The organism is Alteromonas gracilis, assembly GCF_043642145.1.
Lineage (GTDB): Bacteria > Pseudomonadota > Gammaproteobacteria > Enterobacterales > Alteromonadaceae > Alteromonas > Alteromonas gracilis_B.
The window spans coordinates 625,113-650,676 of record NZ_JBHZRZ010000001.1 but is presented as its reverse complement, the minus strand read 5'-3'; the positions used below and the strand labels follow the sequence as shown (position 1 = coordinate 650,676).

The 25,564-nt window shown below is 44.1% G+C and carries 19 protein-coding genes and 1 pseudogene; 13 read left to right on the top strand and 7 right to left on the bottom strand.

Annotated elements, in window-relative coordinates; all coding sequences use genetic code 11:
• The first annotated feature begins 92 nt into the window (after positions 1–92).
• From fusA to ACHUFN_RS02725, 5 genes are all read left to right on the top strand, one after another.
• The gene (gene fusA / locus ACHUFN_RS02745) at positions 93–2,180 is read left to right on the top strand and encodes an elongation factor G (RefSeq protein WP_394220785.1); all 2,088 of its coding nucleotides are present in this window, start codon (positions 93–95) and stop codon (positions 2,178–2,180) included.
• Between the two features lie 265 nt (positions 2,181–2,445).
• A complete protein-coding gene (locus tag ACHUFN_RS02740) occupies positions 2,446–3,576 on the top strand; it encodes a hypothetical protein (RefSeq protein ID WP_394220784.1) in 1,131 nt (376 codons plus the stop codon).
• Entirely contained in the window at positions 3,573–4,637 is a 1,065-nt protein-coding gene (locus ACHUFN_RS02735) for a hypothetical protein (RefSeq protein WP_394220783.1), read from the top strand. Before ACHUFN_RS02740 ends, ACHUFN_RS02735 begins: the two co-directional genes overlap by 4 nt.
• A gap of 11 nt (positions 4,638–4,648) precedes the next feature.
• A complete protein-coding gene (locus tag ACHUFN_RS02730) occupies positions 4,649–5,074 on the top strand; it encodes a hypothetical protein (RefSeq protein ID WP_394220782.1) in 426 nt (141 codons plus the stop codon).
• A 12-nt stretch (positions 5,075–5,086) separates the two neighbouring features.
• The gene (locus ACHUFN_RS02725) at positions 5,087–6,001 is read left to right on the top strand and encodes a peptidoglycan-binding protein (RefSeq protein ID WP_394220781.1); all 915 of its coding nucleotides are present in this window, start codon (positions 5,087–5,089) and stop codon (positions 5,999–6,001) included.
• Here ACHUFN_RS02725 and cynS read toward each other — a convergent pair.
• The 3 genes from cynS to ACHUFN_RS02710 form a co-directional block, all read right to left on the bottom strand.
• The gene (cynS, locus tag ACHUFN_RS02720) at positions 5,964–6,413 is read right to left on the bottom strand and encodes a cyanase (RefSeq protein ID WP_394220780.1); all 450 of its coding nucleotides are present in this window, start codon (positions 6,411–6,413) and stop codon (positions 5,964–5,966) included. The two genes, ACHUFN_RS02725 and cynS, sit on opposite strands and share 38 nt — an antisense overlap.
• Positions 6,414–6,431: 18 nt before the next feature.
• Positions 6,432–8,288 carry a protein kinase domain-containing protein gene (locus tag ACHUFN_RS02715; protein ID WP_394220779.1) on the bottom strand — a complete coding sequence of 619 codons (1,857 nt, stop codon included), beginning with the start codon at positions 8,286–8,288 and terminating at the stop codon, positions 6,432–6,434.
• A gap of 98 nt (positions 8,289–8,386) precedes the next feature.
• A complete protein-coding gene (locus ACHUFN_RS02710; RefSeq protein ID WP_394220778.1) occupies positions 8,387–9,235 on the bottom strand; it encodes a formate/nitrite transporter family protein in 849 nt (282 codons plus the stop codon).
• Between the two features lie 542 nt (positions 9,236–9,777).
• Between ACHUFN_RS02710 and ACHUFN_RS02705 the strand changes: the two genes are divergently transcribed.
• Complete coding sequence (locus ACHUFN_RS02705; RefSeq protein WP_394220777.1) at positions 9,778–10,551, top strand: transporter; 774 nt, start codon at positions 9,778–9,780, stop codon at positions 10,549–10,551.
• Between the two features lie 97 nt (positions 10,552–10,648).
• Here the strand turns inward: ACHUFN_RS02705 and ACHUFN_RS02700 are convergent, their stop codons facing one another.
• The 3 genes from ACHUFN_RS02700 to ACHUFN_RS02690 are packed head-to-tail and all read right to left on the bottom strand — an operon-like array spanning position 10,649 to position 14,827.
• Positions 10,649–12,727, bottom strand: coding sequence for a transglutaminase TgpA family protein (locus tag ACHUFN_RS02700; RefSeq protein WP_394220776.1), 2,079 nt, complete (start codon positions 12,725–12,727; stop codon positions 10,649–10,651).
• Positions 12,724–13,890, bottom strand: coding sequence for a DUF58 domain-containing protein (locus ACHUFN_RS02695; protein ID WP_394220775.1), 1,167 nt, complete (start codon positions 13,888–13,890; stop codon positions 12,724–12,726). The genes ACHUFN_RS02700 and ACHUFN_RS02695 overlap by 4 nt, the downstream gene beginning before the upstream one ends.
• Positions 13,880–14,827, bottom strand: coding sequence for an AAA family ATPase (locus tag ACHUFN_RS02690; protein WP_394220774.1), 948 nt, complete (start codon positions 14,825–14,827; stop codon positions 13,880–13,882). Before ACHUFN_RS02690 ends, ACHUFN_RS02695 begins: the two co-directional genes overlap by 11 nt.
• A gap of 386 nt (positions 14,828–15,213) precedes the next feature.
• Here ACHUFN_RS02690 and seqA point away from each other — a divergent pair, with 386 nt between their 5' ends.
• The 7 genes from seqA (at position 15,214) to ACHUFN_RS02655 (ending at position 23,945) form a co-directional block, all read left to right on the top strand.
• Positions 15,214–16,017: a replication initiation negative regulator SeqA gene (seqA, locus tag ACHUFN_RS02685; protein WP_394220773.1), complete on the top strand. Its 804-nt coding sequence runs from the start codon at positions 15,214–15,216 to the stop codon at positions 16,015–16,017.
• 46 nt (positions 16,018–16,063) lie between these two features.
• On the top strand, positions 16,064–17,716 hold the full coding sequence (pgm, locus tag ACHUFN_RS02680; protein ID WP_394220772.1) for a phosphoglucomutase (alpha-D-glucose-1,6-bisphosphate-dependent): 1,653 nt from the start codon (positions 16,064–16,066) through the stop codon (positions 17,714–17,716).
• Positions 17,717–17,930: 214 nt separating this feature from the next.
• Entirely contained in the window at positions 17,931–20,408 is a 2,478-nt protein-coding gene (locus tag ACHUFN_RS02675; RefSeq protein ID WP_394220771.1) for a glycogen/starch/alpha-glucan phosphorylase, read from the top strand.
• Positions 20,409–20,618: 210 nt separating this feature from the next.
• Positions 20,619–21,923: a putative bifunctional diguanylate cyclase/phosphodiesterase gene (locus tag ACHUFN_RS02670; protein ID WP_394220770.1), complete on the top strand. Its 1,305-nt coding sequence runs from the start codon at positions 20,619–20,621 to the stop codon at positions 21,921–21,923.
• 172 nt (positions 21,924–22,095) lie between these two features.
• Positions 22,096–23,127: a succinylglutamate desuccinylase gene (gene astE, locus ACHUFN_RS02665; RefSeq protein ID WP_394220769.1), complete on the top strand. Its 1,032-nt coding sequence runs from the start codon at positions 22,096–22,098 to the stop codon at positions 23,125–23,127.
• Positions 23,120–23,530 (top strand): HIT domain-containing protein, encoded by a 411-nt coding sequence (locus ACHUFN_RS02660; RefSeq protein ID WP_394220768.1) that lies wholly within the window; start codon positions 23,120–23,122, stop codon positions 23,528–23,530. Before astE ends, ACHUFN_RS02660 begins: the two co-directional genes overlap by 8 nt.
• A gap of 88 nt (positions 23,531–23,618) precedes the next feature.
• Entirely contained in the window at positions 23,619–23,945 is a 327-nt protein-coding gene (locus ACHUFN_RS02655) for a heavy metal-binding domain-containing protein (RefSeq protein WP_394220767.1), read from the top strand.
• Between the two features lie 150 nt (positions 23,946–24,095).
• Here the strand turns inward: ACHUFN_RS02655 and ACHUFN_RS02650 are convergent.
• A pseudogene (locus ACHUFN_RS02650) lies at positions 24,096–25,305 on the bottom strand (dicarboxylate/amino acid:cation symporter).
• Positions 25,306–25,564: the final 259 nt, after the last annotated feature.

The following is a 25,564-nucleotide window of genomic DNA, read 5'->3' as shown; positions in this document are numbered from 1 at the left end:
TTTAAGGTTTATGCTAAAAAAGGTGTAAATCTAGTACAGAAATCCTTTATAATCCGGCCGTTTTTTTACTCTGAACCAATGAAAGTGAACTAATGTCAGAACTATCTCATTACAGAAACATTGGTATTTTCGCCCACGTAGACGCGGGTAAAACTACCACAACAGAACGTATCTTGAAGCTTACTGGTAAAATCCATAAAACTGGTGAGGTTCACGATGGTGAATCAACTACTGACTTCATGGAGCAGGAAGCTGAGCGTGGTATTACTATCCAGTCAGCAGCAACGACCTGTTTCTGGAAAGATCACCGCATGAACATCATCGATACTCCGGGACACGTTGACTTTACAGTTGAAGTATATCGTTCACTGAAAGTACTAGACGGCGGTATCGGTGTATTCTGTGGTTCTGGCGGTGTTGAGCCTCAGTCAGAAACTAACTGGCGTTATGCTAACGAATCAGGCGTTGCACGCTGTATTTTCGTTAACAAGCTAGACCGTATGGGTGCAGACTTCTACCGTGTTGTTGGCCAAGTTAAGAAAGTACTTGCTGCTAACCCACTAGTAATGACACTTCCAATCGGTATCGAAGACGAGTTTAAAGGTGTTGTTAACCTTCTAGACATGAAAGCGTACATCTGGGACGATTCAGGTCTTCCTGAGAACTACGAAGTTGTAGATATTCCAGCAGACATGGTTGATAAAGCGAACGAATACCGTGAGCAACTTATCGAAACTGCTGTTGAGCAAGACGACGACCTAATGATGGCTTACATGGATGGCGAAGAGCCGTCTCTAGAAGACATCAAGCGTTGTATCCGTAAGGGTACTCGTGACCTAGCGTTCTTCCCAACTTACTGTGGTTCTGCATTTAAGAACAAAGGTATTCAGCTAGTTCTTGACGCAGTTGTTGACTTCCTACCTTCTCCAACAGAAGTAGATCCTCAGCCACTAACTGATGAAGAAACTGGTGAGCCTACTGGCGAAGTAGCAACAGTATCTGTTGATGAGCCGTTCCGTGCTCTTGCGTTCAAAATCATGGACGACCGCTTCGGTGCCCTTACGTTTATCCGTATCTACTCTGGTAAGCTAAACAAAGGCGACACTATTCTTAACAGCGCAACAGGTAAAACTGAGCGTATCGGCCGTATGGTTGAGATGCACGCTGACGAACGTAGTGAACTTACTTCTGCACAAGCAGGTGACATCCTAGCTGTTGTTGGTATGAAGAACGTTCAAACTGGTCACACTCTATGTGACCCGAAGAGCCCTTGTACACTTGAGCCAATGATCTTCCCTGAGCCAGTAATCTCAATTGCTGTTAAGCCAAAAGACAAAGGCGCTAACGAAAAGATGTCTATCGCTATCGGTAAGCTAGTGTCAGAAGATCCATCTTTCCAAGTTGAAACTGACGAAGATTCAGGCGAAACCATCCTTAAAGGTATGGGTGAGCTTCACCTTGACATCAAAGTAGACATCTTGAAGCGTACTTACGGCGTTGAGCTAGAAGTTGGTCAACCTCAGGTTGCATACCGTGAAACTATCACGCTACCTGTTGAAGACAGCTACACGCACAAGAAGCAGTCTGGTGGTTCTGGTCAGTTCGGTAAGATTGATTACCGCATCAAGCCAGGCGAAACTAACTCTGGCTTCAAGTTCACATCTACAGTTGTGGGCGGTAACGTACCTAAAGAATTCTTCCCTGCAATCGAAAAAGGTTTCGCAGGTATGATGGAAGTAGGTCCTCTAGCTGGTTACCCAGTACTAGACGTTGAAGTTGAACTATACGACGGTGGTTTCCACGCAGTTGACTCATCAGCAATCGCGTTCGAAATTGCAGCGAAAGGTGCATTCCGTCAGTCAATGCCAAAAGCAGGTCCTCAAATTCTTGAGCCTGTGATGAAAGTTGACGTATTCAGCCCAGAAGACAACGTTGGTGACGTAATCGGTGACCTTAACCGTCGTCGTGGTATGATCAAAGACCAAGAAGCTGGCGCTACTGGTGTTCGCATCAAAGCTGACGTACCTCTATCTGAGATGTTCGGTTACATCGGTCACCTACGTACTATTACATCTGGTCGTGGTCAGTTCTCTATGGAATTCAGCCACTACTCAGCATGTCCTCAGAACGTAGCTGACAAAGTAATTGAAGAAGCAAAAGCACGTAAAGCTGCTAAGTAATTAGCCTTTGCGAACGTTAGCTAGCCTCGGGCTGGCTAACGCTTCAAAGATTTTTAAAAAGCCGGTCGTATGACCGGCTTTTTTTTGTCCTAATTTCTACGAGCGCATGATTGTCTCAAATTCAAACGTAGATTTTGGAAAAAGATTAAAAAATAACCTATAGTGTAAGCTTAAACTTATATTCATAAACATAATTAACACTAAAGCGCAGTTTGGCTGAAGTTAGCCTGTAGTTGATTTGAGTGCTCGCCAGGGATTTAGGTATATGCATAATCTGACCCCAACTAAGCGCCCCGGACAAACGTTTGTTCATTTCCTTCTCATTGCCACCGTTGCGTGGATCGTACTTTATATCTTGCTGCATTTAGCCATTGACCCTGAAGGGCGTTTCGCTAAGAACAATGTAAACGACGCTTTCTATTTAACTGCACAAGGTGAATTTTTATTATTTGACGCCACAACGCTAACTTGGAATGTTGGGAAATCGAAAGCAACGCCAATTCTAAATCGGCTAGATGAACGAAATGCCACCCTTAGGCATTTAATGGAAAATATTCGCATCGACGCACATCGCTTAAAAGAAAGCTTAGACAGAGAGTCGAAAAACTTTCGATTGGATGCAGAGCAACACCCAACTCAGCTCATAGAAGTAGCTCTGAGTCAGTCATCTCTTAAAAGCTGTGAACCTAAAAAGAATCTGTGCTACCAAGCTACTTGGGATGAGCCACTACGCCAAGTGTCAAAGTTACATATTGAATTACATAACTTAAATGGATACGCAGAATCTAATGCAGCCTTATCACGTTTAAAAGGTCACTTATCACAGCTTAAACAGCAATCGTTTGCGCAGTACATTGATGCGAGTGCCCTTAGAATAAGTCGCGCTCAGTCATTCTTTTGGTCTAGCCCTGAAGGGAGTTCTGCGGAAATTATTTTCTTTGCCGTATTTGGCGTACTGGCAAACTTATTGGTTAAATCTGCCGAGTACCTAAGAAACAATAACTTTAAACAAAACGAACGCTGGGTGGCCTACACCAAGTTAGTTTACGGGCCTATTATTGCGTGGATATTGGTCACGGCAATCGCAGTAGGGTGGTTTGACTTAGGCGAGTACCAAATAGGCACTTACAGCTTACCATTGCTTGCATTCGTGCTGGGTTTTTACTCGCGTAAAACCGTTAATTTGTTTAGCCGGTTGGGCGATCACTTACTGGGCAAAGCCCAAGCTTCTGTTGAGAAAGGACCTGCAGAAATACTGGCAAGTCGTCAGGCCTACCAAGCGCAGTTTCTCAATTTGTTAGCGCCCCGTTCTTACCAAGAAATTAAACAAACAGCCTTCGATATCAAAGACGAAATAGTAAAAACTGAAGTCATGAAATTGGAGGCCCGCAAATGAAAAACAGTTTATTTTTGGTCCTGATTTTTGTAATCAGCGCGTGTCAGTCCACTGATAGTTCACGACGTGTTCACGATAAACTTCATCGCGAAGTTAATTTTTTACACGAACGCCATATTGAAACAATAGATGCTTATAGCTTGTCATTGCAAGAAGCTAGCGCCGACATAAGCAAGATTTACAACGCGCTGGAAATGGCTGAGCGAGAGCGGATGTCTGCGTTAAATCAACATCAGCAAAGCGCGCGCGAAAAGTGGGTTCAAGATGTAGTTAGTCAATTTGATAAACGGGTATTTGAAGATATAACGCGTACTTTCGATAAAACGATTGAAGACGTGTTTTGGCCTCAAATCGTAAAAAAGCAAAATGAATTTCGCGATAAAGCTGACGCAATAAAATCACAGTTAGTCTCTCATCAATGCAGTAAACCAAGCAGTGGATGCAGCGAAATGGGATTTGATAACTATCGGACGCTCGCCGAACAATACCGTCAGTACTCCCTGGTTTCTGAGCACATCATTCATCTTGGCTACAAACAAGAAACTGTAATTTGGCAGCGTTTAACAGAGTATAACCATCAGTTCAGAAACGAACTCAAAGCAAAAGCACAACAGGTATCTTTGCCTTCGGGGTATCGAAAAAGCGAGTCACTTTTATCTAAAGATGACCTCAGCAAAATGAGAGATAAGTTAGATTCTGACATAAAGCAATTACAGTTGGAGCGAAACGCCATTACAGAACACTGGGCTGTAACTAAACAAGCCTTAGTGCTCTTGCAAGCAGACCTTAATAAGCCCGAAGTATGGGAACTTATATTAGAGGGAGTGTCAGAGCGAACTAAAGAAGAGGTCGCGTCATATACAACTTCACTTAATCAGACATTGAGTGGCGTGCTGGGTATGCCTGTTGGAAACATTGTTAGTGCTGGCTTAAATGATACTGCAAACCAACTTATTGGTGAGAGTATTAATGCGATGAAAAGTGTTTTGGATGATCTTTTTACCAATACAGAACACCAAGTTGAAAGAGAAATCACGAACTTCCTTAATTCAAGCTCATAAGGAACAATAAAATGCCAAACTTCAGACCACCTGATTTAGACCCTCAATTATCACAAGAAGCGCAGCAAGTGGTTAACTCAGCCGCGGCTAAAATGGACGAATGGCTGACAAACGCATTTAAAAATCTTGAAGTGGAAGTAACCAAAAGCCTCGACGAGTTGACATTGAAAATGCAGGCTGAGCATGAGCAGTTTATTGCCCAAGAGCGACAGCGTGACGAAATACTCATAGAGCAAATAAAGCAACTAAAAGGTGCAGGAAACAAACTCACTCCACTTGACCCAGAGCAAAAGGAAGTAATGGACCAACTGGCGAAGTTGGTTACTCAAGCAGAAGGTGAATTAAACGCAAGGCAAACACGGTGGAAGGACTTTGGCAACAAAACTACGTCTGTTGCTATAAGTGGGGTTAAAACCTTAATTAAAGGACTGATTTAGAGGTGAAATATCATGCTAAAACTTTACGATGGATTTGCCACAGGACGTCCCGACTGTAAAGCCGAAGTGATGCACTTACAGCGTTGTTTTAATGGTTTGTCTATACCTATGGCTGTTGATGGGTTCTTTGGGGTAGGCACAGAAACCGCCGTTTCAACATTTCAAAAAGAGCAAAATTTACCAGTGACGAGTATCGTTGATAACGCAACTTGGATGCGCATAGAGCAGCTGTTGGAGTCTGGCGTTCACGATGACACGAGTAAAAGTATTTACCATGTTACTAATGAATCACAAAAAGCGCAGACAGAGTATGGTGAGCCAAGTTTAGGCGCACAATGGTCGTTGTTTCGTGGCGACCTTACGTGGCTACATGACCGAGAAGGCCATGCCGGAAAGGCTTACTGGCCTGGCGGAGCATCTGGCGTAACACTCGACCCTGGCTTTGATTTAGGGCAACAAGAGCCTGAAGAGCTCAACAAACACTACGCATCAATGCTCAACCCCATTCAACTTGTAGCATGCAAACGGTGCTTAGGCTTAAAAGGAAGAGATGCTAAAGCCTTTCTCAATCAATCGCTAGAGCTTCTAAGTATTAGAATAACAAAGGGGCAGGCGCTGAAGGTAATGCCATATATTGCGGTGCCATATTGGGTGGCGGTGGCTAAGCGCTTTCCAAATGTGAAAGGCGAGAGCTGTCCTGGCACGGTGCATACAGCCCTGTTGTCGTTGGCGTTTAATCGAGGGCCGAACAACAGTGCGTTGTCGTGTTTGAGCGCACCAATAGAACAACACAACTGGTCAGCCCTAGCAACTGAAATAGGTAATATGCAACAAAACCATTCTCTTGCAGGTATTCGCAAACGTCGAAGAATGGAAGCAGATTTAATTGCTAATACATCTTATACGGCAGAAACTTCCCTGACATAACCACACTTACGCGATCGCCCTCGGGGTCGTTTTCTCGCTGCAAATCCATTGAAAAATCGATGGCGCTCATAATGCCGTCGCCAAACTCTTCATGTATAAGTTCTTTTAGCGTTGTACCGTACACACTGACTAGTTCGTACCAGCGATAAATAAGTGGGTCGGTAGGGACTTCGGTAGGTAGCGATCCTTTGTACGGTACTATTTGAAGCCATGCGACAGCTTCATCGGTAAGCTCGAGCAATTCACCTACCGCTTCTGCTTGCGGTTTAGTCATGGCCATTTGTCCTAAGCAGGCTGCCGTGCTCCATTCTTTTGACTGACCAACCACTTCTGCTATTTGGCTCCATTTAATACCTTTTAAAATTTTGGCAGATTGGATCATGTCGGTAACTTGGGTTCTCGATGTAATCATTTTTAATTCCTTAAATGGTTAGTTAAACAAAATGAGCGTAACTAGATTGCTGAAGATAAGTGCCAGCAAAAGCACCTTGTACACAAAAAGAGGGTGTCGTTTTACTAAAGGCTCGTAGGCGTTTTGTTGTGTTGGATTTGGATAACGAAGCGAGAAAACGAACTCTGATAGCGCCGAATGACGCTTGTCTGGGTTTACGTTTAAAGCGCGTTTAAGTGTGCCATCAACCCAAGTCGGTATTGGGCGTTGTGCATCTAGCGCGGTTTCGTACTTCAGCTTTTTTTGTTCAGCGAACGTACGACAGTGGGCAAGGCGTGTTTGATACGGGTATCTACCACACAACAGAAAATAGGTGAGTACAGCTAAAGAGAATAAGTCTGAACGTTCTGTTCCCACATTCCCCAAAAAGTACTCAGGGGCAGCAAAGAGCGCTGTACCAGGAATAGTGGTATTGCTGTAAAGGCTAGGGGCATCTTTTAACGCCGCCGAACCTAAATCAATAATGGTGCAGTGCCCTTGCGCGCTAATTATTATATTCTCTAAACGTATATCTCTGTGAAGAATACCTTGCCGATGCAGTGATTGAAGGCCATTAGCGATTTGTTCGATGATGTTCCTTACCTGTTCTAGCGAGGGCGTAGGGTTATCAATAACCCATTGTGCCAGCGTTTGCCCTTTCACGTATTCACTTACGCTGTAATAAGCCGAAGGACAGTGAGTTACACCAAGTTCATTAATAGTTGGGCTTTTTATAACATGCGGCGAGTTTACTCGTCTGGCAAACCAACCTTCTATTAAAAAAGTGTTCAGAGATTCGTGGGTTTGGGCCAAGTCGGTAGCGGGTATTTTTACGACTATAGCGTTATTTTTATCTGCTTTTGCACTAGCTGGTGGAGCTGCAACAAATACATGGCTTCGTGCTGACGTATACAGTTGGCGCTCTAGTCGAATGCCATCAATTTCATCACCAGTGGTTAGAGGGTCTAAAACATAATCGTCGCTTTTGTGCGCAGTAGCTTCTTTAACTTCATTGCAATCAGTACAAGAGTGCATAGACGAATTGCTCGCCAATCCGCGTTTTACATTGTTGTTTATGTTCGCGGTTTTATTTAAAACTAGTTTTATGAGAACGAGCGTAAGGTTGTCGTCGCTACCTTTATTAAATGCTTCATGAACCACCAGTGCGGCTTTGTTGTCACAAAGCGATTCGGCATTGTTCACTTGTTTGATAATAGTGGAAAGCGACACGAACTCATGAACGCCATCTGAACTCATCGCTATTGAGCTAGGCGCGTTAATTGACATTGAAATATGGTCAATTTTTATGTTTGGTATTGCGCCTAAAGCTCTTGATAGGTATGAATGCGAAGGCGGGCTGTCAGACGCGCATCGGTGAGAACGAGTAAGCCAACTGGGGTTTTCTTCGCCGGCCGAAATAAACTGAACCTCACAATCCCCCACGTGAAAAACATCTAATTGGTTGCCAGATAAAATAACCACTGTGAAGGTGCAGACATAGCCTTTTTCAGGTGTGTAGCAAAACGGGCTTTTTTGAGTGCGGGTATAAAGCAGCGCATTTATTTCTTTTATTGTCGATTCAGCACACGTTTTCACCGACCATTGCTCAGGCGCTATTTTATACAGTTTTATAAATTGGCTGGTGGCAAAATCGCTGGCAACTTGGCTTACCGTGCTGCTGCTGAGTCCGTCGGCAATAACAAAAATACTGCTGCGATCCTTATCACATGTGGCAAGGCTGAAGGAATAAGCATCCTGATTGATAGGCTTTACGCCACGGGAGGTGTGTGCACTAACACTGAGACTATAAGGGCAGGACCAAGTTGGGCTATTTAGCGTTGCTCGCTTATTTGTCATGTTGCGTTTCTCTGTTAGTTCACTGTAATCGCGAAAGAGAAATGCCACCACTGATCTTGCTAAATGCAGTATCGTGGTGGCCTTGGTTCTTGAGTTGGTTATATTGGCAGCGTTTCTGAAGCTGCTGCTTTATTAACAGGGATCGTACGCTTGGGCAGTGTTTTAACATGTGTGGTGTAAAGAGTAAGACCTGTAAACGCTAAGCCGCCCACTAAATTACCAAGTGCAGTTGGAATTTCGTTCCAGATGAAGTAATCCATAACAGAGAATTCGCCACCCATAATTAGGCCAAATGGGAAAAGGAACATATTTACAACAGAGTGCTCAAAGCCCATAAAGAAAAACAGCATGATGGGCATCCACATTGCAAGTACTTTTCCGCTGACGTGGGTTGAAATCATTGCGCCAACGACGCCTAACGACACCATCCAGTTACACAGCATGCCGCGAATAAAAATGGTGAACCAACCCGCAACGCCGTGCTCAGCGTAACCTAGCGTACGAGCTTCACCAATACTGGCGACCTTGGTTGCAATAGCTCCACCATCAACGTTGTAACCCATGGTGAAGATAAACGACATCATGAACGCGACCGTTAATGCACCGCCAAAGTTACCTAAAAATACTAAGCCCCAGTTTCGTAAAATTTGTTTTGGCGTTACACCAGGGCGCTGCGCGAGCCAAGCCAAGGGCGTGAGTACGAATACACCCGTAAGAAGGTCAAAGCCCATGAGGTAGAGCATGCAAAAGCCCACGGGAAATAATACTGCGCCTAAAAGAAATACGCCCGTTTGAACAGCAATAGTCACTGCAAAAACTGCTGCCAGTGCTAATATAGCGCCAGCCATATAGGCGCGAATTAATGTATCGCGTGTCGACATATAAATCTTTGCTTCGCCTGCGTCTACCATTTTAGTAGCGAATTCAGCGGGGAGAAGATAAGCCATGGTTTCACCTCACGTTGTAGTTATCAATTTGTTACCGTTCTTGAGTCGGGTTGCTGCGTCTTAACACTTTATTGCAGATCAAAAAAAGGCGTCCGCAACACTCTCGTTAGAAAGTGCTGGGGACGCCTTTGTCCAAAACTGAAGCATTGTTAGTGACAGGTCAGTAAACCGTTAGTTGAATGTACGCCGTTGCACATACACTTACGCTTTCTGGCTATTGCCCTTACGCTAGGTAAAGCGAGAAAGGTGCCAATAACAAAAAATAGATAAATGATTTACTTAATAAGCATAAAAATCAGGGCTTTATGTTTTATTCGCCCCACACAAAACTTGTTTTTATCTAAAGCGCAACAATGTGTAAATGCACTAAAAAGGTGGGGGCTTGTATATTGAAGGTGCAGTAACGACGTGTGGAAGCGCCGTAAGATTTGAGTAAAAACCGGTGATGAGAAATTGGTTTACAGGTACATTCTGATACTCACACGCACGCTTTAAAGTGTGCTTAGCTTTATATTGAGAATAATTTTATCAAGGAACTCCGCATGGCTTTGTCGCAAATTCGGGCCCCAATAATTGGTATTTCATGTGCAATAGGTGCTTTCTTTAGCTTGCCTTTGCTCGCCTCTGAAACGGTGCAACCTGACCGACCTGGGCTTTCTTCGGGGACATACACGGTCAATCCGGGCCGATATATTGTAGAGGTGGGGGTTCAATCCGACTTTAGGCGCGATGGCAATCAACCTAACGCGTTAGCTATTCCTCAGCTTACAGTAAGAGGTGGAATAACCGATAAACTAGAATGGGATGTCATTACTAACGGCGCCATTTTATCTGACGCAGATACAGAGCCCGCGGTTTGGTCATTTAGCGATGTGTCTGTGGGCGGTAAATACAGTTTAATAGAAGCGGGTAACTGGAATTTAAGTGCTCTTGCTCTTGTCTCTTTACCCGTGGGTAGCAAAGAGAGCACTTCTGATAATGTGGACCCGTTAGTGGGACTGCTATGGGATGCTAATGTCGACGAGCACGTCTCGGCGTTCGCTAATATTCAAATGTCGTCGTTTGAAGCAGAGGAGGGCAGAATTCATGATGTGCAAATCGCGTTGGGCCTCAATTATTTATACAGTGAAAAGTTAGGGACTTTCGTCGAACTTTTCGCAACTAAACCTTATGGAAATGAACCATCAACCGCACTGGTCGATGCAGGTATCACTTACCTACTAAAAGACACAATACAGCTAGATGTAAGTGCTGGTGTTGCGCTTAACAATGATACCGATAACTTTATCGGTGCAGGTGTTGCTTGGCTTTTCTAATTCGCACTAGTAAAGCCTTGGTCTCACCGCAACACTTGAAGGTTTATGGGCTCCTGGACTCTTTAAGCTTGGTCAGTTGTTTAAAACATGAGGTGTATTACTTCAGCGCCTGCTTTAGCGCCTTGAGTTGTTGCTTCATGGTCAGTAATTCCGCCTTTTTATCGTTATCGGGCAGGTAGTTAATGCGTTCAAACTGACGGCATAATTGGCAAAACGCTGAAGATGCTTCCACTTTTAGTTGTGGCGTTATTTCATTTTGATACACAGCCAGTGTCTTATGCTCTCTTTTAACACCTGTTTTTTGCTCTATTTGTTCTACCGCTTGAAATAGTATTTGATGAGAAAGCGGAAGCTTAGCTTTGTGCCTGTTTGGTAGGAAGTAAAAGGCCAACACAAGCCCAATCACACCAAAGGCAAATAAATACACCATGCGCATTTTATGCGGCGTAAGTGCTCCCAATATGTCTTCTAACATGCTTGTTTGCGCCTTATCGTCAAAACCAAGCACCCACTTACTCCATGAATAATCAAGTTGCTGAAACCAACTTTGCAAAGTGGCAAATAAAGCTGAGTTGCTTAAATCATTTAAGATGCTGGGCTGGCGAGATTCGCCTAATTCTTCTAAAGCTCTTTCAAGGCCAAGAGTTAAACGGGAGGGCGCAACCATACTGGTGGGGTCGTACCTTAACCATATCCCATCAATTAACACTTCTACCCAAGCGTGCGCATCGTATTGTCTAATTTGTAGTACGTTTTCATTGAGGGAGCTGCCGCCTTGATAACCCGTTACCATTCTAGCTGGAACATTTGCAGCGCGCAGAGCGTACACCATTGCACCAGCGTAATGAGCACAGAAACCAGCGCGCTCTTCGAACAAGAAACGGTCAATAGGGTCGGTTGGCATAGCGTTTGGAGACAAGGTGTAACGGAAACCGTTCTCTCTAAACGCTTGCATTACTGCGTTCACGATATCTCGCTTACTGGCATATTGTTTAGCGAGTGATTGTCCCCACTCTCGGGTTTTCGGGTTTCCGTTCATTGAAACTTGTAGGTTTATCTGTGTTTCAAAATCTCCTATCCCATTACTAATGTTCGCATTAGGAAGGTAACGAAAGTAAAAGGCTTTTTTGCTTGTGATAGGCGTATTAGCTCTTAAGGTAAAATCAAAAAGGCTTTTAACAAAAATATTGTTTACTTGGTTATTTGGTAAGGAGGGCGCCATCGCAAATAGCCATGTTTGTTGTGTCGGCTCTACAATGAGTTCGTAAGAGGTAGCAACGCCAGTGTAATTGTCAGCAAGCAAAGAAAGTGGGGACGGCTTGTCCATAAACGCCAATTGCGCTTCGGCCTGTTTTCGTTTTGGGCTTATTGACCATGTTCTTCCGTCAAAGTGTTCCAGTGTCATTGCGCGCCAATATCTAGCTGCTGTTTCAGGTACGTCCTCGCTACTTTCAAATGCAGCACTAAAAGCTAGCTTTGATGATGTAGCCAATGAGGCGATGTCTCCCGGCGTTACAGTGTCAGACAGCCCGGTTTCTGTTGATTTTGACGTGGGCATTTGCCAAAGCGGAGGTAATTGAGGTAACAGCAAAAATAGAAGTAGGGCAATGGGGAGCGCTTGAGCAACGAGCAGGCTGACAAACTTAATACTTGTAGTAATAGGGAGTGAAGCGCCATGATAAATAGCGGTGGAGCACAGCAGCAAAGCGACGAGGCCCGTATAGCCGAACCATGCAAAAATGCTTAGCGATGAAATAAAGCCACAGCCTATTAAAAATAAACTGGCGCATATAAGTAAATGAAAGTCCCGCTTATTATCAACTTGCATGACTTTAAGTGAGCATGCAATGGTAAGCAGATTGATCATGCTATCAAGCAAGCCTATTGAAAAGCCAAACCATGTCAGTGCAAATACAGCGAGTACGGCTAATAAATTAACCGTTTGTGCGGTAGGTAAACTATTAATTGCACGAATACCTGCGACTCTCACTATAACTGCACACCCCCCTAACACGAGAACCCAAGTCATTAAAGGAGCGGTTAATGTAATCAATAAAAATGAAAAAGCTGTGCACAACAAAAGGATTGCGGTTGTGCGCGGCTGAGACATTTCTTTTTTGAGAAAATCGAGCGCTGAAATGTCGGAGGGATAGCCAGTTTTCGCAGCTTCACTCATTTGACCGCCCTCATCGATTCGCCTTTCTTTGCCGAGGAAAATGTAACTGCCTTGTCAGAGTTGGTGTAAGTCACACCAGAAGAGCTATCTAAGCAAGCCAGCGCGCTAAGACAATCATGCAAGTGTCTGACACCATGATTGGGCATAGTATTGATGCCTTTGTAGCGAAGGCCAAATGCTCTGTCAGACTCCGTCCAATGCATCACAGCGTGGGTCAAAGCAGAAACGGCGGTTTCTGTATCTATCGCAGATGAAATTGAAATAATATCGCTATCGTTACCTTGCGAAGTAAAGGATTTCGACACCCAGTTACCATTTTTAGCCACGTGCTTCCACGACACTCTATTTAAGGGGTGTCCAATTTCGTAATCACTCAAGGAATAAAAATCTTCATTACCTGTTGGGTCTTTTGTGTGACTTTCGTTATTAGATTCTTCTGCATTGCTTATCTTTTCAATGAACACCGGCCCTTCTTGAGGTCTGGCATAGACCGTCACATGCTGCTTAAAATCTAGGTGAGTCCAACATTTATAAAGTCCGAGCGGGAAGTCGCACGCAATGGTCAATCGACCCAAATCAAAGCGGCCCCTATACGGTATGTTCAAGGGCATACTGAACGTTTGACAGTATTTGTTGCTTTCATTTGTAGCAGTATTTAAAGAAACGCGGAAAACGGATTGCTTGGCTGAGTGTGTAGCATCGACAGCGTCAGATACTTCGGTATAAGCGTTTAGTGAATTTGCATCGTTAAGCCAAGTGAGCAGCAACTCTCCGTTACAGTGTTTAGATTGAGAATTAACATGAGGAATGACTTGTACACGTAATTCACCCTCTTCATTACAGTGAAAAGGGTCACTTGATTTAGCCTTCAATGCTAATCGTGCAAAGTTCTGGTGCGTGTAAAAGAGAGTAAGTAACATAATACTTAAACACAAATAGCTCAGCAGCAACATAAGGTTATTTTGATAATTTGTGCCGAGAAGAAATAAGCACAGCGATAATAAAATAAATGACCAGCCAAATCCCGTAGGTAAAATAAAAATGCTGTTCAGGGTAAGGTGGTGCTCGCTTGATGGGGGAATGCGTCTGTCTAACCACTTAACTAAGCGGCGTCTAAAATATCCATGTAGCGGCCACACGGTTTTTGAAGACTTATGCTGCAAGGGGGTCAACGCTATCGAGTAATTTTTGGCTGAGCTTCTCACCGTTAATCGCACTAGAACGCTGCGAATGAGTGAGTTGATGCGAAGACAATGTCAGCCTATGCGCGGTAATTGCAACAAACACTGCTTGTACGTCTTCGGGCGTCACATAGTCTTTACCAGAAACAAAAGCCCACGCCTTAGAGCCTTGCAACAGCGCACGACTTGCCCGCGGTGATAGGGGGTTGGGATAGTCATTACTTTCTCTACTTTCACTGACTAGTCTTAATATGTAGTGGATAATTGCATCGCTTGCATGCACTGCGCTAACGTCGCGCTGCATCTGGCATAAATCAGCTTCACTAAGCATTTTCTTAAGAGGCGTTGATGCGTCTTTTTGCAGAAGCATGGCTTTTTCCGCTTCCCATGCTGGATACCCCAAAGAAATACGCATAAAAAATCGGTCTAATTGAGATTCTGGGAGTGGATAAGTGCCCGATTGATTGCTGGGGTTTTGTGTTGCTATCACAAAAAATGGCGTGGGCAGCGAGTGGGTAACGCCATCAATACTTACCTGCCTTTCTTCCATTGCTTCTAATAACGCGCTTTGTGTTTTAGGGCTTGCTCTATTGAGCTCGTCAGCTAACACCACTTGGCTGAAAATAGGGCCGTGTCTAAAGCTAAAGCGCTTAGATTCGTCACTTTCGTGGCTGTGGAAAATGTTTACCCCTAACATATCAGACGGAAGCAAATCAGAGGTGAACTGAATGCGAGAATAGTGGAGGCCAAAAACCTGCGACAGTGCATGGGAGAGTGTGGTTTTTCCCATTCCTGGCAAGTCTTCAATCAGTAAGTGCCCATTGGCCAATAAACAGGTTATCGCCAATTTTAATTGGTGACTTTTACCAATAACTTTTTGGCTGAGGGCCTGTTGTACATCAGTTATATCTTGGCGCATAGACTTGTCACTTTAATTTAATGAAACGGTGTCACTGTAAAGTTTAGACCTTTTAAAGCCACCGTGTTTATAAGTAATAGTAGCAATGTTAGCTTCAGGCTTTCTATGAAAAAGCCTGTTAGATTTTATACGCAGGTATACCAATGGCTTGTTCACTTTCAAAGCTTTGTTTTAAAGAATAGGTGAGCTTTCATGGTACATCCGCACCTCAAGTGCAGTCTGTTTTTTAAAAAAAAGAGTGATATTTGAACAAAGTTAGGCAATTGCCAAAGGACAAACAGCGCTGTGCGGTTTTATAGATGCAGAAACCATCAAACAACCGTTATTAAGTGCTGCGTAGTTAAGCTGTGTTGTCTATAATGGTGCTTCTTAAAAAGGAAGTAGTTATGAAAAGCATTGAAATAGATGACGATTTATATGCCTACATCGCCAGCCAAACTAAGCATATTGGTGAGAGTGCATCACAGATTTTAAGACGTTTACTTTTACCTGAAGACGGTGCAGTTTCACATGGCGCTGCTCAACATAATGTTGCGGTAAACGGTACTTCGTCTACTACTGCAAAAACAAGTGAATTAAAAAATGCAGAAGAAAAAGAGAGTGCAAGCACTGTAAGCTCGAAAGCGGAAGATGAAGTAAAGCCCAAGGCACCAGCAAAGTCGCCAAAGGTGAGTGCACCTAGAAAAGTGCCAGCAAGCACGCCGGCAAAAGCAGCGCCAAAAACAGTTGTTAAGAAAGCCACGGCTAAAGCTGCTGCAAAAGCGCCAGCTAACACAATGGCTGTTAAAAATAAGCCGCTAGCACCTTCAGCTGAAACCCAAATTGAGTCGCACAGTAAAAAAGACATTCTTGATGCGGTATCAACAGATGCACTCGCTACGTTCACCAAGCGCGTAGATCAATTTTTGTTTGTTTTAAGTGCAGCGCACAAGCTTAATGCAGAAAACTTTTCAAATGTTGAAAGTATCAAAGGCAAAAACCGTACGTATTTTGCGACAAGTAAAGATGCATTACTTGAAAATGGAAGTAGCACAAACCCGAAAGCTATCCCTGACAGCCCTTTTTGGGTAGTGACAAACAATAATACTGCTAAGAAAACGAATATGCTGGAACAGGTTTTGCGTAACTTAGGCTATCAACCTGATGTAATTGAAACCGTAACTGCGCGTTTCTCATCTGAAGGTAAATAGCAAGCCGCGTATAAAGATAACGAAACTTCTAAATAAGGACTTTTTCATGGCATTACATCCGCAAGCTGGAGAACATGCAGCAAAAGAGCAGCTCATTAACGTTGCACAGTTAGTAAGCCAGTATTACAGCTTCAAACCGGATATGAACGATCCGGGCCAAGCGGTTTCTTTTGGCACGTCTGGCCACAGAGGAACAGCCGCTAATGCTACGTTTACCGACACGCATATCAGCGCAATTTGCCAAGCTTTAGTAGAATACCGCAAGCTGCAAGGAATTAACGGCCCATTGTTTGTTGGTAAAGACACGCATGCGCTCTCTGAGCCAGCCATGATTACTGCCATAGAAGTGCTTTGTGCAAACGGCGTCGATGTTGTTGTACAGCGCGCAGATAACGAAAGTATGGGTTATACGCCAACGCCTGTTATCTCTCGCACTATTATTCGCTACAACCGAGCAGATAACACCGACAAAGCAGACGGTATTGTCATTACGCCTTCCCATAACCCTCCATCAGATGGTGGCTTTAAGTACAACCCGCCTCACGGCGGCCCAGCGGACAGCGACGTAACTAAGCAAATTCAAGAACGCGCCAATGCGTTAATTGCAGATGGTAACAAAGATGTTCAGCGTATTGATATTCGTCAGGCGACAGCGCGCAAGCTTGTGCGTGAAGAAGACTTTATGGAACCCTATATTGAAGACTTATCGAAAGTCATCGACATGGAAGCCATTGCGAACGCAAAACTAAAACTAGGCACCGACCCATTAGGTGGTGCTGGCGTAGGATATTGGTCGCGTATCGCTGAAAAGTATGGACTTGATATTACTGTTGTTAATGACGCCGTCGATCCGCAATTCGGTTTTATGCGCCGCGACAAAGACGGTAAACTTCGTATGGATTGCTCGTCTGCTTACGCGATGGCGGGGCTTATTGAGCTCAAAGATAATTTTGACCTTGCGTGGGGAAATGACCCAGACTTTGACCGTCACGGTATCGTTTGTAAAAGTGCAGGGTTAATGAACCCAAATCATTATTTAGCGGTGGCAATAAACTATTTGTACACGCATCGACCTGAATGGCCAAACGAGCTAAATATCGGTAAAACGCTGGTGTCTAGTAGCATGATTGACCGCGTTGCCAAAAGCCTCGGAAAGCCTTTGGCTGAAATGCCAGTTGGTTTCAAGTGGTTCGTAGACGGCTTATCTAACAGCACCATTGGTTTTGCCGGTGAGGAAAGTGCTGGTGGTATTTTTCTAGAACGCAATGGAAGTACGTGGGCGACGGATAAAGACGGCTTTATTTTGTGTTTGCTAGCGGCGGAAATCCTTGCTGTTACTGGCAAAGATCCAGGTGAGCACTACCAAGCGCTTACGGAAAAATTCGCGGCACCCGTATACAATCGTGTTGACGTAGCAGCAACGCTTGAGCAAAAACAAAAGTTATCTGCGATGGACGCATCGGTAGTGACCAGCGACACACTAGCAGGTGAACCTATTATAGCTGTTCAAACTCACGCTCCCGGTAATAATGCAGCCATTGGTGGCGTAAAGGTATCAACCGAAAACGGATGGTTTGCTGCACGACCTTCAGGCACGGAGCAAATCTACAAAATTTATGCGGAAAGCTTTAAAGGTGAAAGTCACTTACAAGAGCTAATTGCCGAAGCTCAGGCGCTTGTAGATAAAATTATCAAGTAAGTTCAAAAAAAGTACAGATAAAGTTTTATTTGTAAAATAAATGTTAAAAACCGCATGAATGCATACGAATTCATGCGGTTTTTTGTAATTTTAACAATATTTTTACAACACATTTGGTGGGCCACTGCTATATTGCACTCAGATTCTTACGTTATATTGTAATTAAATTACTTTTTGGTGTGTAAACACCGTCTAATTAAGAGTGAGACGCAAAATGAACGCTAAAGCGACCAAGACGCAAACCTCTCCTGTGATCGATAAAGCTGCATTCAAGTCAGCGGTTATCAAACACTTACACTGCACGCTAGGCACCGACGAAAATAAAGCAAACAATCACGCTTGGTGGAAAGCAACCTGTGCGGCAATTCAAGAGCAAGTGCTTGAAGGATTGCGAAAAACCCAAAAAAGCCATTATTTGAACGATACGCGAGCCGTTCATTATTTCTCTGCTGAATTCTTGATGGGCCGTTTGCTATCAAACAACCTGCAAAATTTTGGCTTATTCGATGTTGCTAGTGGCGCATTGAAAGAGCTAGGTGTTGAAATCTCTGACATTCTTGAAGAAGAGCCAGACATGGCGCTAGGTAACGGCGGTCTTGGGCGACTAGCGGCGTGCTTCATTGACTCGCTAGCGACCATGGAGTTGCCTGCTATCGGTTACGGTATTCATTACGAGCATGGCTTATTCCGTCAAGAAATTAAGAGTGGTGCACAGATAGAGCGACCTGATAGCTGGCGTGATTACGGCAACCCGTGGGAAATTTGCCGTCCTGAATCGATTCAAGAAGTATCGCTTTACGGTTACGTTGAAACCAAATATGGCGAAAATGGCCGTGTGCTTAAAGAATGGCACCCTGGTTCAATTGTAAAAGGTGTGCCTTGGGATATTCCAGTAGTTGGCTATGAAGGTAAAACAGTAAACGTTCTTCGTTTATGGCAGTCTGAAGCGTCAGATTACTTCAACTGGGACGTATTTAATGCCGGTGGTTACGTAGATGCACAGCGTGAAAACGTATCTGCAGAAACCATATCAAAAGTACTTTATCCAAACGATGAGACAGAAGCAGGTAAAGAACTGCGTCTTATTCAGCAGTACTTCTTCTGCTCGTGCTCACTGAAAGATATTATCCGTCGTTACAAGCGCGCACATGGCGACGACTGGAGCCGTTTTGCAGATCAGGTTGTTATTCAGCTTAACGACACACACCCGGCTATCTCTATTCCTGAGTTGATGCGTATTCTTGTTGACCGCGCTGAGCTAGGTTGGGATGAAGCGTGGGCTATCTGTACCAAAGTATTCGCCTATACCAACCACACGCTATTACCAGAAGCATTAGAAAAGTGGCCGGCCCGAATGATTGAAAAAATCCTTCCTCGCCACTTAGAAATCATTTATGAAATTAACCACCGCTTTATGGCTGAGGTTGATAAGAAGTGGCCTGGCGACAATGCAATGAAAGCAAAGCTTTCAATCATTGAAGAAGGTAACGAGAAAATGGTACGTATGGGTCATCTTTCGGTAATTGGTTCATTTGCGGTGAACGGCGTAGCAGAAATGCACTCTCGCCTAGTTAAGTCATCATTGTTCCCTGAGTTCGATGAGCTTTACCCTGGTAAGTTAACGAACGTAACTAACGGTATTACGCCGCGTCGCTGGTTGAAAGCATGTAACCCTGCTCTGTCTAAGCTTATCGATAAGAAGATTGGTGAAGACTGGCCGCGTGACTTGGATAAGTTGCAAGGCTTAGCTAAGTTTGCGAGCAACAAAACGTTCCAAAAGCAGTTCATGAAAGTGAAGCTTGAGAACAAAGAATTGCTTGCCGATGAAATTCGCAAGTCACTGGATTTAGAAGTTGACGTAAATGCAATTTTTGACGTGCAAATTAAGCGTCTTCACGAGTACAAGCGTCAGCATCTAGCGTTACTAAATATTATGGCATTGTATCGCCGTATTCTTGAAAACCCAGATTACGATATGCATCCACGCGTATTCGTATTCGGCGCAAAAGCGGCACCGGGTTACAAGCTGGCTAAAGATATTATCTATGCTATCAACAAAGTCGCTGACAAGATTAACAACGATCCACGTGTAAACAACAAGATTAAAGTGGCATTCTTGCCAAATTACCGCGTATCGCTTGCTGAGAAAATGATTCCTGCGGCTGATGTTTCTGAGCAAATCAGTACGGCAGGTAAAGAAGCGTCGGGTACAGGTAACATGAAGCTTGCACTAAACGGTGCGGTTACTATCGGTACACTTGATGGTGCGAACGTAGAAATTGCTGAAGAAGTAGGCGACGACAACATCTTTATCTTTGGTCTGACAGTTGAAGAAGTGAACGAGCTTAAAGCTAACGGCTACAACCCTCATGACTACTACTATAAAGACCCAGAAATTAAAGCCGTGCTTGACTGGTTAGAAACAGACTACTTCACACCAGGTAAGCCAGGTGCGTTGGTATCAATTAAGCAAAGCTTACTGGATAACGGCGACCCGTACATGGTGCTTGCAGACTTCCGCGCTTATTCTGATGCACAAATTGCCGTAGATGCGGCGTATCGAGATAAAGAGCGCTGGGCTGAAATGGCTATCATTAATACCGCTAAAATGGGTAAATTTACCTCAGACCGCTCAATTCGTGACTACGTAGAGCGCGTATGGAAGCTTTCACCGTGTAAGATTGAAAGCTAATCGCAGAAGCTGAAAAGAAAAGCCCGGCAGTGTTACACTAGCCGGGTTTTTTATTGCCAGAAATACGTTCAATGTCAATGTTGTGTTGTTTAAAAGTATAAGGCAGTATGCAAAATAATACGTTACTCTCGTTGCGCCTTTAGTAACGCCATGGTTTTATACAACTAGTTGTTTTTAGTACCTCGAAGCGTAAAGCTCAAGGAAAACATCATGAACCAACACACATCACTGGCAACCATTCCCAATCGCTATGCGTTTATCGATAGCATTTCGAAGCATGCATGTCGTAGCGCTTCTATTTCACTGATGCTTGTGGATGTAGTTCGTTTTTCTGATGTGACAACAAGTCTAGGTATTCATATTGGCGATCGCTTTTTGCTTGAAATCGCCAATCGCATACAGCTTATTTTCGGACAAACGGTATTAGTTGGCCGTATTAGTGGTGATGTTTTCGGTATTGTTTTTCCCAACGAAAGTAACGGTACAGTAATGCGACAAATGTTTGAGCGCTTGGTTGAACATTTTAAATCACCGATGCATTACGAAGATACTGCGTTTATAGCCGATTTTAATGTGGGTGTTGTATGCAGTGCTAAGTGCGACTTTGACATTACGACGTTTGTGTCGCGTGCCGAGACTGCACTTAAACAAGCCAAAGAAAACAAATACGAAAATTACTTTGCATTAACCAAGTCAGATAAGACAGACACCGGCAGAAGCTTGGCGCTAAAAGCGGATCTAAAGCGTGCATTAGCAAAGAATGAATTAGAGCTTTACTATCAGCCAAAAGTAGATCTCAAGACACTAGATATAGTAGGCGCAGAGTGTTTGCTTCGCTGGAATCACCCGCTTGACGGCGTGCTATTTCCCGGTCCGCTTATTGAAGCGGCTGAATCGTATAATATGATGAGCGAGCTTGGCTACTGGACATTGGAACAAGCGTTTAGAGCTCTTGCTGAGCTTGACGTGATGAGAATGCCCATTGTCTTGTCAGTCAACATTTCTCCAACGCAATTGTATGATAACCAATTGGTCTCTACGCTTAGTATGCTCAGTAAGTCCTATTCAATGCCTTTGTCTTTAATTGAGCTAGAGCTTACTGAAGACGTCGCGTTGTCAAACTCCCTAATGGTCAAAAAACAGCTGGATGAATTACGGCATTTAGGCGTAACTATTTCAGTTGATGACTTCGGCAAGGGGTACTCTAATCTTGCCTATATCCGTGACCTTGATTTAGACGCATTGAAGATTGATAAATCCTTCGTCATGGAGTTGGAAGCACATCCTGTCAATCGGGCTATAATTGAAGCGGCGAGAGTAATTGGCCAAGCAAAAGGCTGCTGCGTTGTTGCTGAAGGCATTGAAACGTTGGAACAACTTCACATCTTACGTGAAATTGGTGTTTCTCAGGGGCAGGGGTATTTGTTCTCTCGCGCTATTCCATTTAAAGACTTTATTCAGCTGACTCAGCAAGAAATAATTATTGGCAATTCCCCACTTCGAGCACAAGCTTAGCCTGGAAGAAAACGCAGCTTTAAACGTTATGCCGCATAACGAAGGGCAGTGGCGGCGTTGTTTATTACTTACAGCAAACGGCAACAAAACACTGAGACTGCGTGATTTTAGTTGTCTGTCTCGTTACACTTATAATATTCAAGACTAGACAGACTAAGTAAAGCAGACATCTATGCAAGAACTCATTGAAAGCGGCGAATTTTTAGCACTCTCTCGCCGACAACCTGCGCTATTCGAACACCCCCTTCAGTTCACTCTATCAAACGGTACATGCGCAAAAATAACAGCGCCAGGTATCATTAGTTTTTCTGTGGAGTCAACGGTTCACAATCGTAAGCGAATCGTTTTATCTTGCGGCGTTCACGGAAACGAGACCGCGCCGATTGAGATTTGCGATGATTTGGTAAAAGGCATACTTACTGGCTCAATTACACTGGCTCACGATGTATTATTCCTGTTCGGTAATTTACCTGCTATGGATATTGGTGAGCGATTTGTCAAAGAGAATATGAATCGCTTGTTTAGTGGGGCGCATTCAAAAGGCGAAGGCTTAGTGAACGCTGAGCGCGAACGCGCGAAGCTACTTGAAGACTCTGTTCGTTCATTTTTTGAAGCCGCTGGTGGTACGCGTTATCACTATGATTTACATACAGCCATTCGTGCCTCAAAAAATGAAAAATTCGCAGTGTATCCTTACCTTCACGAAAGAATTCATAGCAAGGGGCAACTCGCTTTTCTCGCAGCGTGTGGTGTAAAAACTATTTTATTATCTGAAAGTTCTACTACTACGTTTAGCTATTTTTCGTCGCATCAATTCAATGCGCATGCTTTTACCGTAGAGTTGGGGAAAGTACGTCCGTTTGGGCAGAACGACATGCGCCGCTTTGAAGACGCACGCCATGCAATTACTCAGCTAATTACCCAAGAAGACTACGCGCCTACTGTGGATATGAAAGACCTTGATATTTACCGCGTAAATCAAGTAATAAACCGTAATGAAGAACAGTTTGAACTTCATTTCGATGACGATACGCCTAACTTTACTGATTACGCTAAAGGCACGGTATTGGCGTCAGAGCCGAGCAAGCAATACGTGGCGCAGCAAGACGGCGAAGCCATTGTTTTTCCCAACGCGAAAGTGGCAATTGGTCAACGTGCCTTGTTAACGGTTGTGCCAACGACTCTGGATAAACTTGATGTTTAAACTTGATAGTCGTTTACACAATGATACATTTTTTGTCTGCGACCTTTCGCTTTGTCGTGTACTGTTAATGAACGACAGTCAATTTCCTTGGCTTATTTTAGTGCCTAGGAAAAATGATTTAGCGGAAATCATCGACTTATCTGAAGATGAACAAATGGTGTTGTTAAAAGAGTCTGCGCTTGCGTCCAAAGCTATGCAGGCCTTGTTTTCACCGCATAAACTTAACGTGGCAGCGCTTGGAAATGTTGTACGCCAACTGCACGTCCACCACGTGGCACGGTATGAAACTGACTGCGCGTGGCCTAAACCTGTATGGGGCAATCAAGCAGCGATACCTTATGAAGATAACAAAGCACAGGCGCTTATACAGTTAATCGGGCAATGGCTTAAAGATAATGCTTAAAACGGTTGTTCCCACCAAGCATCAATAAAAACGATAGTCGGCAGTAACAGTAGTCGACAATAAAGGTTCACATTAAAAGGAGTTACGCATGATTGTTTCAACTACCCCCACACTAGAAGGGCATAAGATAGAAGCTTACTATGGCATTGTAGTTGGCGAGGCGGTAATGGGGGCAAATGTATTTAAAGACTTATTTGCTTCTATTCGCGATATTGTGGGTGGCCGCTCTGGGTCTTACGAAGAAGAACTTACAACGGCACGAAAGCTGGCGTTTACCGAGCTTGAACACGAAGCAAGAAGTCTAGGTGCTAATGCAGTCGTGGGTATCGATTTAGATTATCAAGTGATAGGCGATAAAGGCAGTATGCTGATGGTAAGCATCAGCGGTACAGCGGTTAAGACGACGCCTTTATAACTTAAGTCAAAATTAAGGACCAGTGTTAAGAGGCGGGTCTATTTGCACAGCTTGCTTTGCAATCTAGCTTTAGTATTAACAGTGGCTTAATAAGCGTAAAAGGTGGCACTATGGAAGGCCACCTTTTTCTTTGCTTTTCGAAGGCTAAGTCTAGTGCTCTACTTTAACTTGGGTGGGCGTTTCAACCACATCAGACTCATCTATAGCGATTGTATCAATAATCACCGCGCATGCTGCATCACCTGTGATATTAAGGGCAGTGCGAATCATGTCGAAAATACGGTCTAGCGCGAAAAGAAGCGGTAAGCCCTCAATCGGAATACCTGCAGCAAGTAAAACTGCTACCACCAAGAAAGAGGGACCCGGCACGCCAGCTTGACCTACCGCACCTAGAGTAGAGGTAAGAATGATAGCGATATAGGCTCCCAGCGTTAGGTCGATATTGAAAAGCTGCGCAAAGAACACGGCGACGAGTCCGTAGTAAATAGCATTACCGCTCATATTGATGGTAGCGCCAAGGGGCAACACAAACGACGCCGTAGCATTTCGAACACCCAGTTCATTTTCTACGGTATTCATGGTTACTGGCAGCGTGGCCATTGATGATGCGGTTGAAAGCGCCACCGCCTGTGGCTTTTTCATGGCAACTAAAAAAGATTTTGCAGACGTTTTTGTAAAAAGCTGTACTAGCAGAGGGTAAATGACGAAGCCAAATACTAAGATAGCCGCAGTAAATACCAAGAAAAGTTTGAACACTACCATTAGGGCCGCAAAGCCAAACGTACCCACTGCTTCTGCCATAAGGCCAAACACACCGATTGGAGCAATTTTCATAACGCAATTGATCATCCACACCATCGCATCAACAATGGTGTTTATACCATTTAAGATAGGTTCGCGATTTTTTTTTGGGCTGCTTGGAAAGCGCTAAACCGAAGAAAAGGCAAAAGACCAATATTTGAAGGATGTTGGCATTGGTTAGCGATTTAAATACGTTGGTGGGGATCATGCCAGTAATGGTGGCCCAAAATGACGGCAACTCGCCTTTAGACGCGTATTCGCCTGAGAAAATGCTTTCAACTGATGACACATCGATGCCAATTCCTGGCTTGAATATCTCGCCCATTATGAGCGCAAGTGCTACAGCTAAAGCGGAAGTTAGGCCAAAATAAGCAAGGGTAGAAAGCCCTACTTTTCCCGCATTGGTGCTATTCCCTAGCCCTGCTGCGCCCGATATAAGTGCCACTGCGACAAGGGGGATAACAAGCATTTTTATTAGGTTGATAAAAATAGCGCCTAATGGCGCGAACATGGCGGCATCTTGCCCCATGAAAGCACCCACAGCAGTACCAACGATCATCGCAATTACGACTTGAACACCGATGTTGCTAAGTAAGGATTTATTTTTAGACACGTCTAGAACCTCTTAGAGTGTTTTTGTTTGTAGGAATGGGATAGTTATAGCCTTTGGTCGTCTCGGCGAGTTTAGGGCTATAGCGCCTTTTTCGTATTACAAAACCGTTATTTTCGGGCAAGGTTTTCCGCGAAGAAACAGCCTAGAGCGTTAAAACAGCCTAGAGCGCTGAAAAAACTTTCGGAAAATAAAGGCGCAACACAGC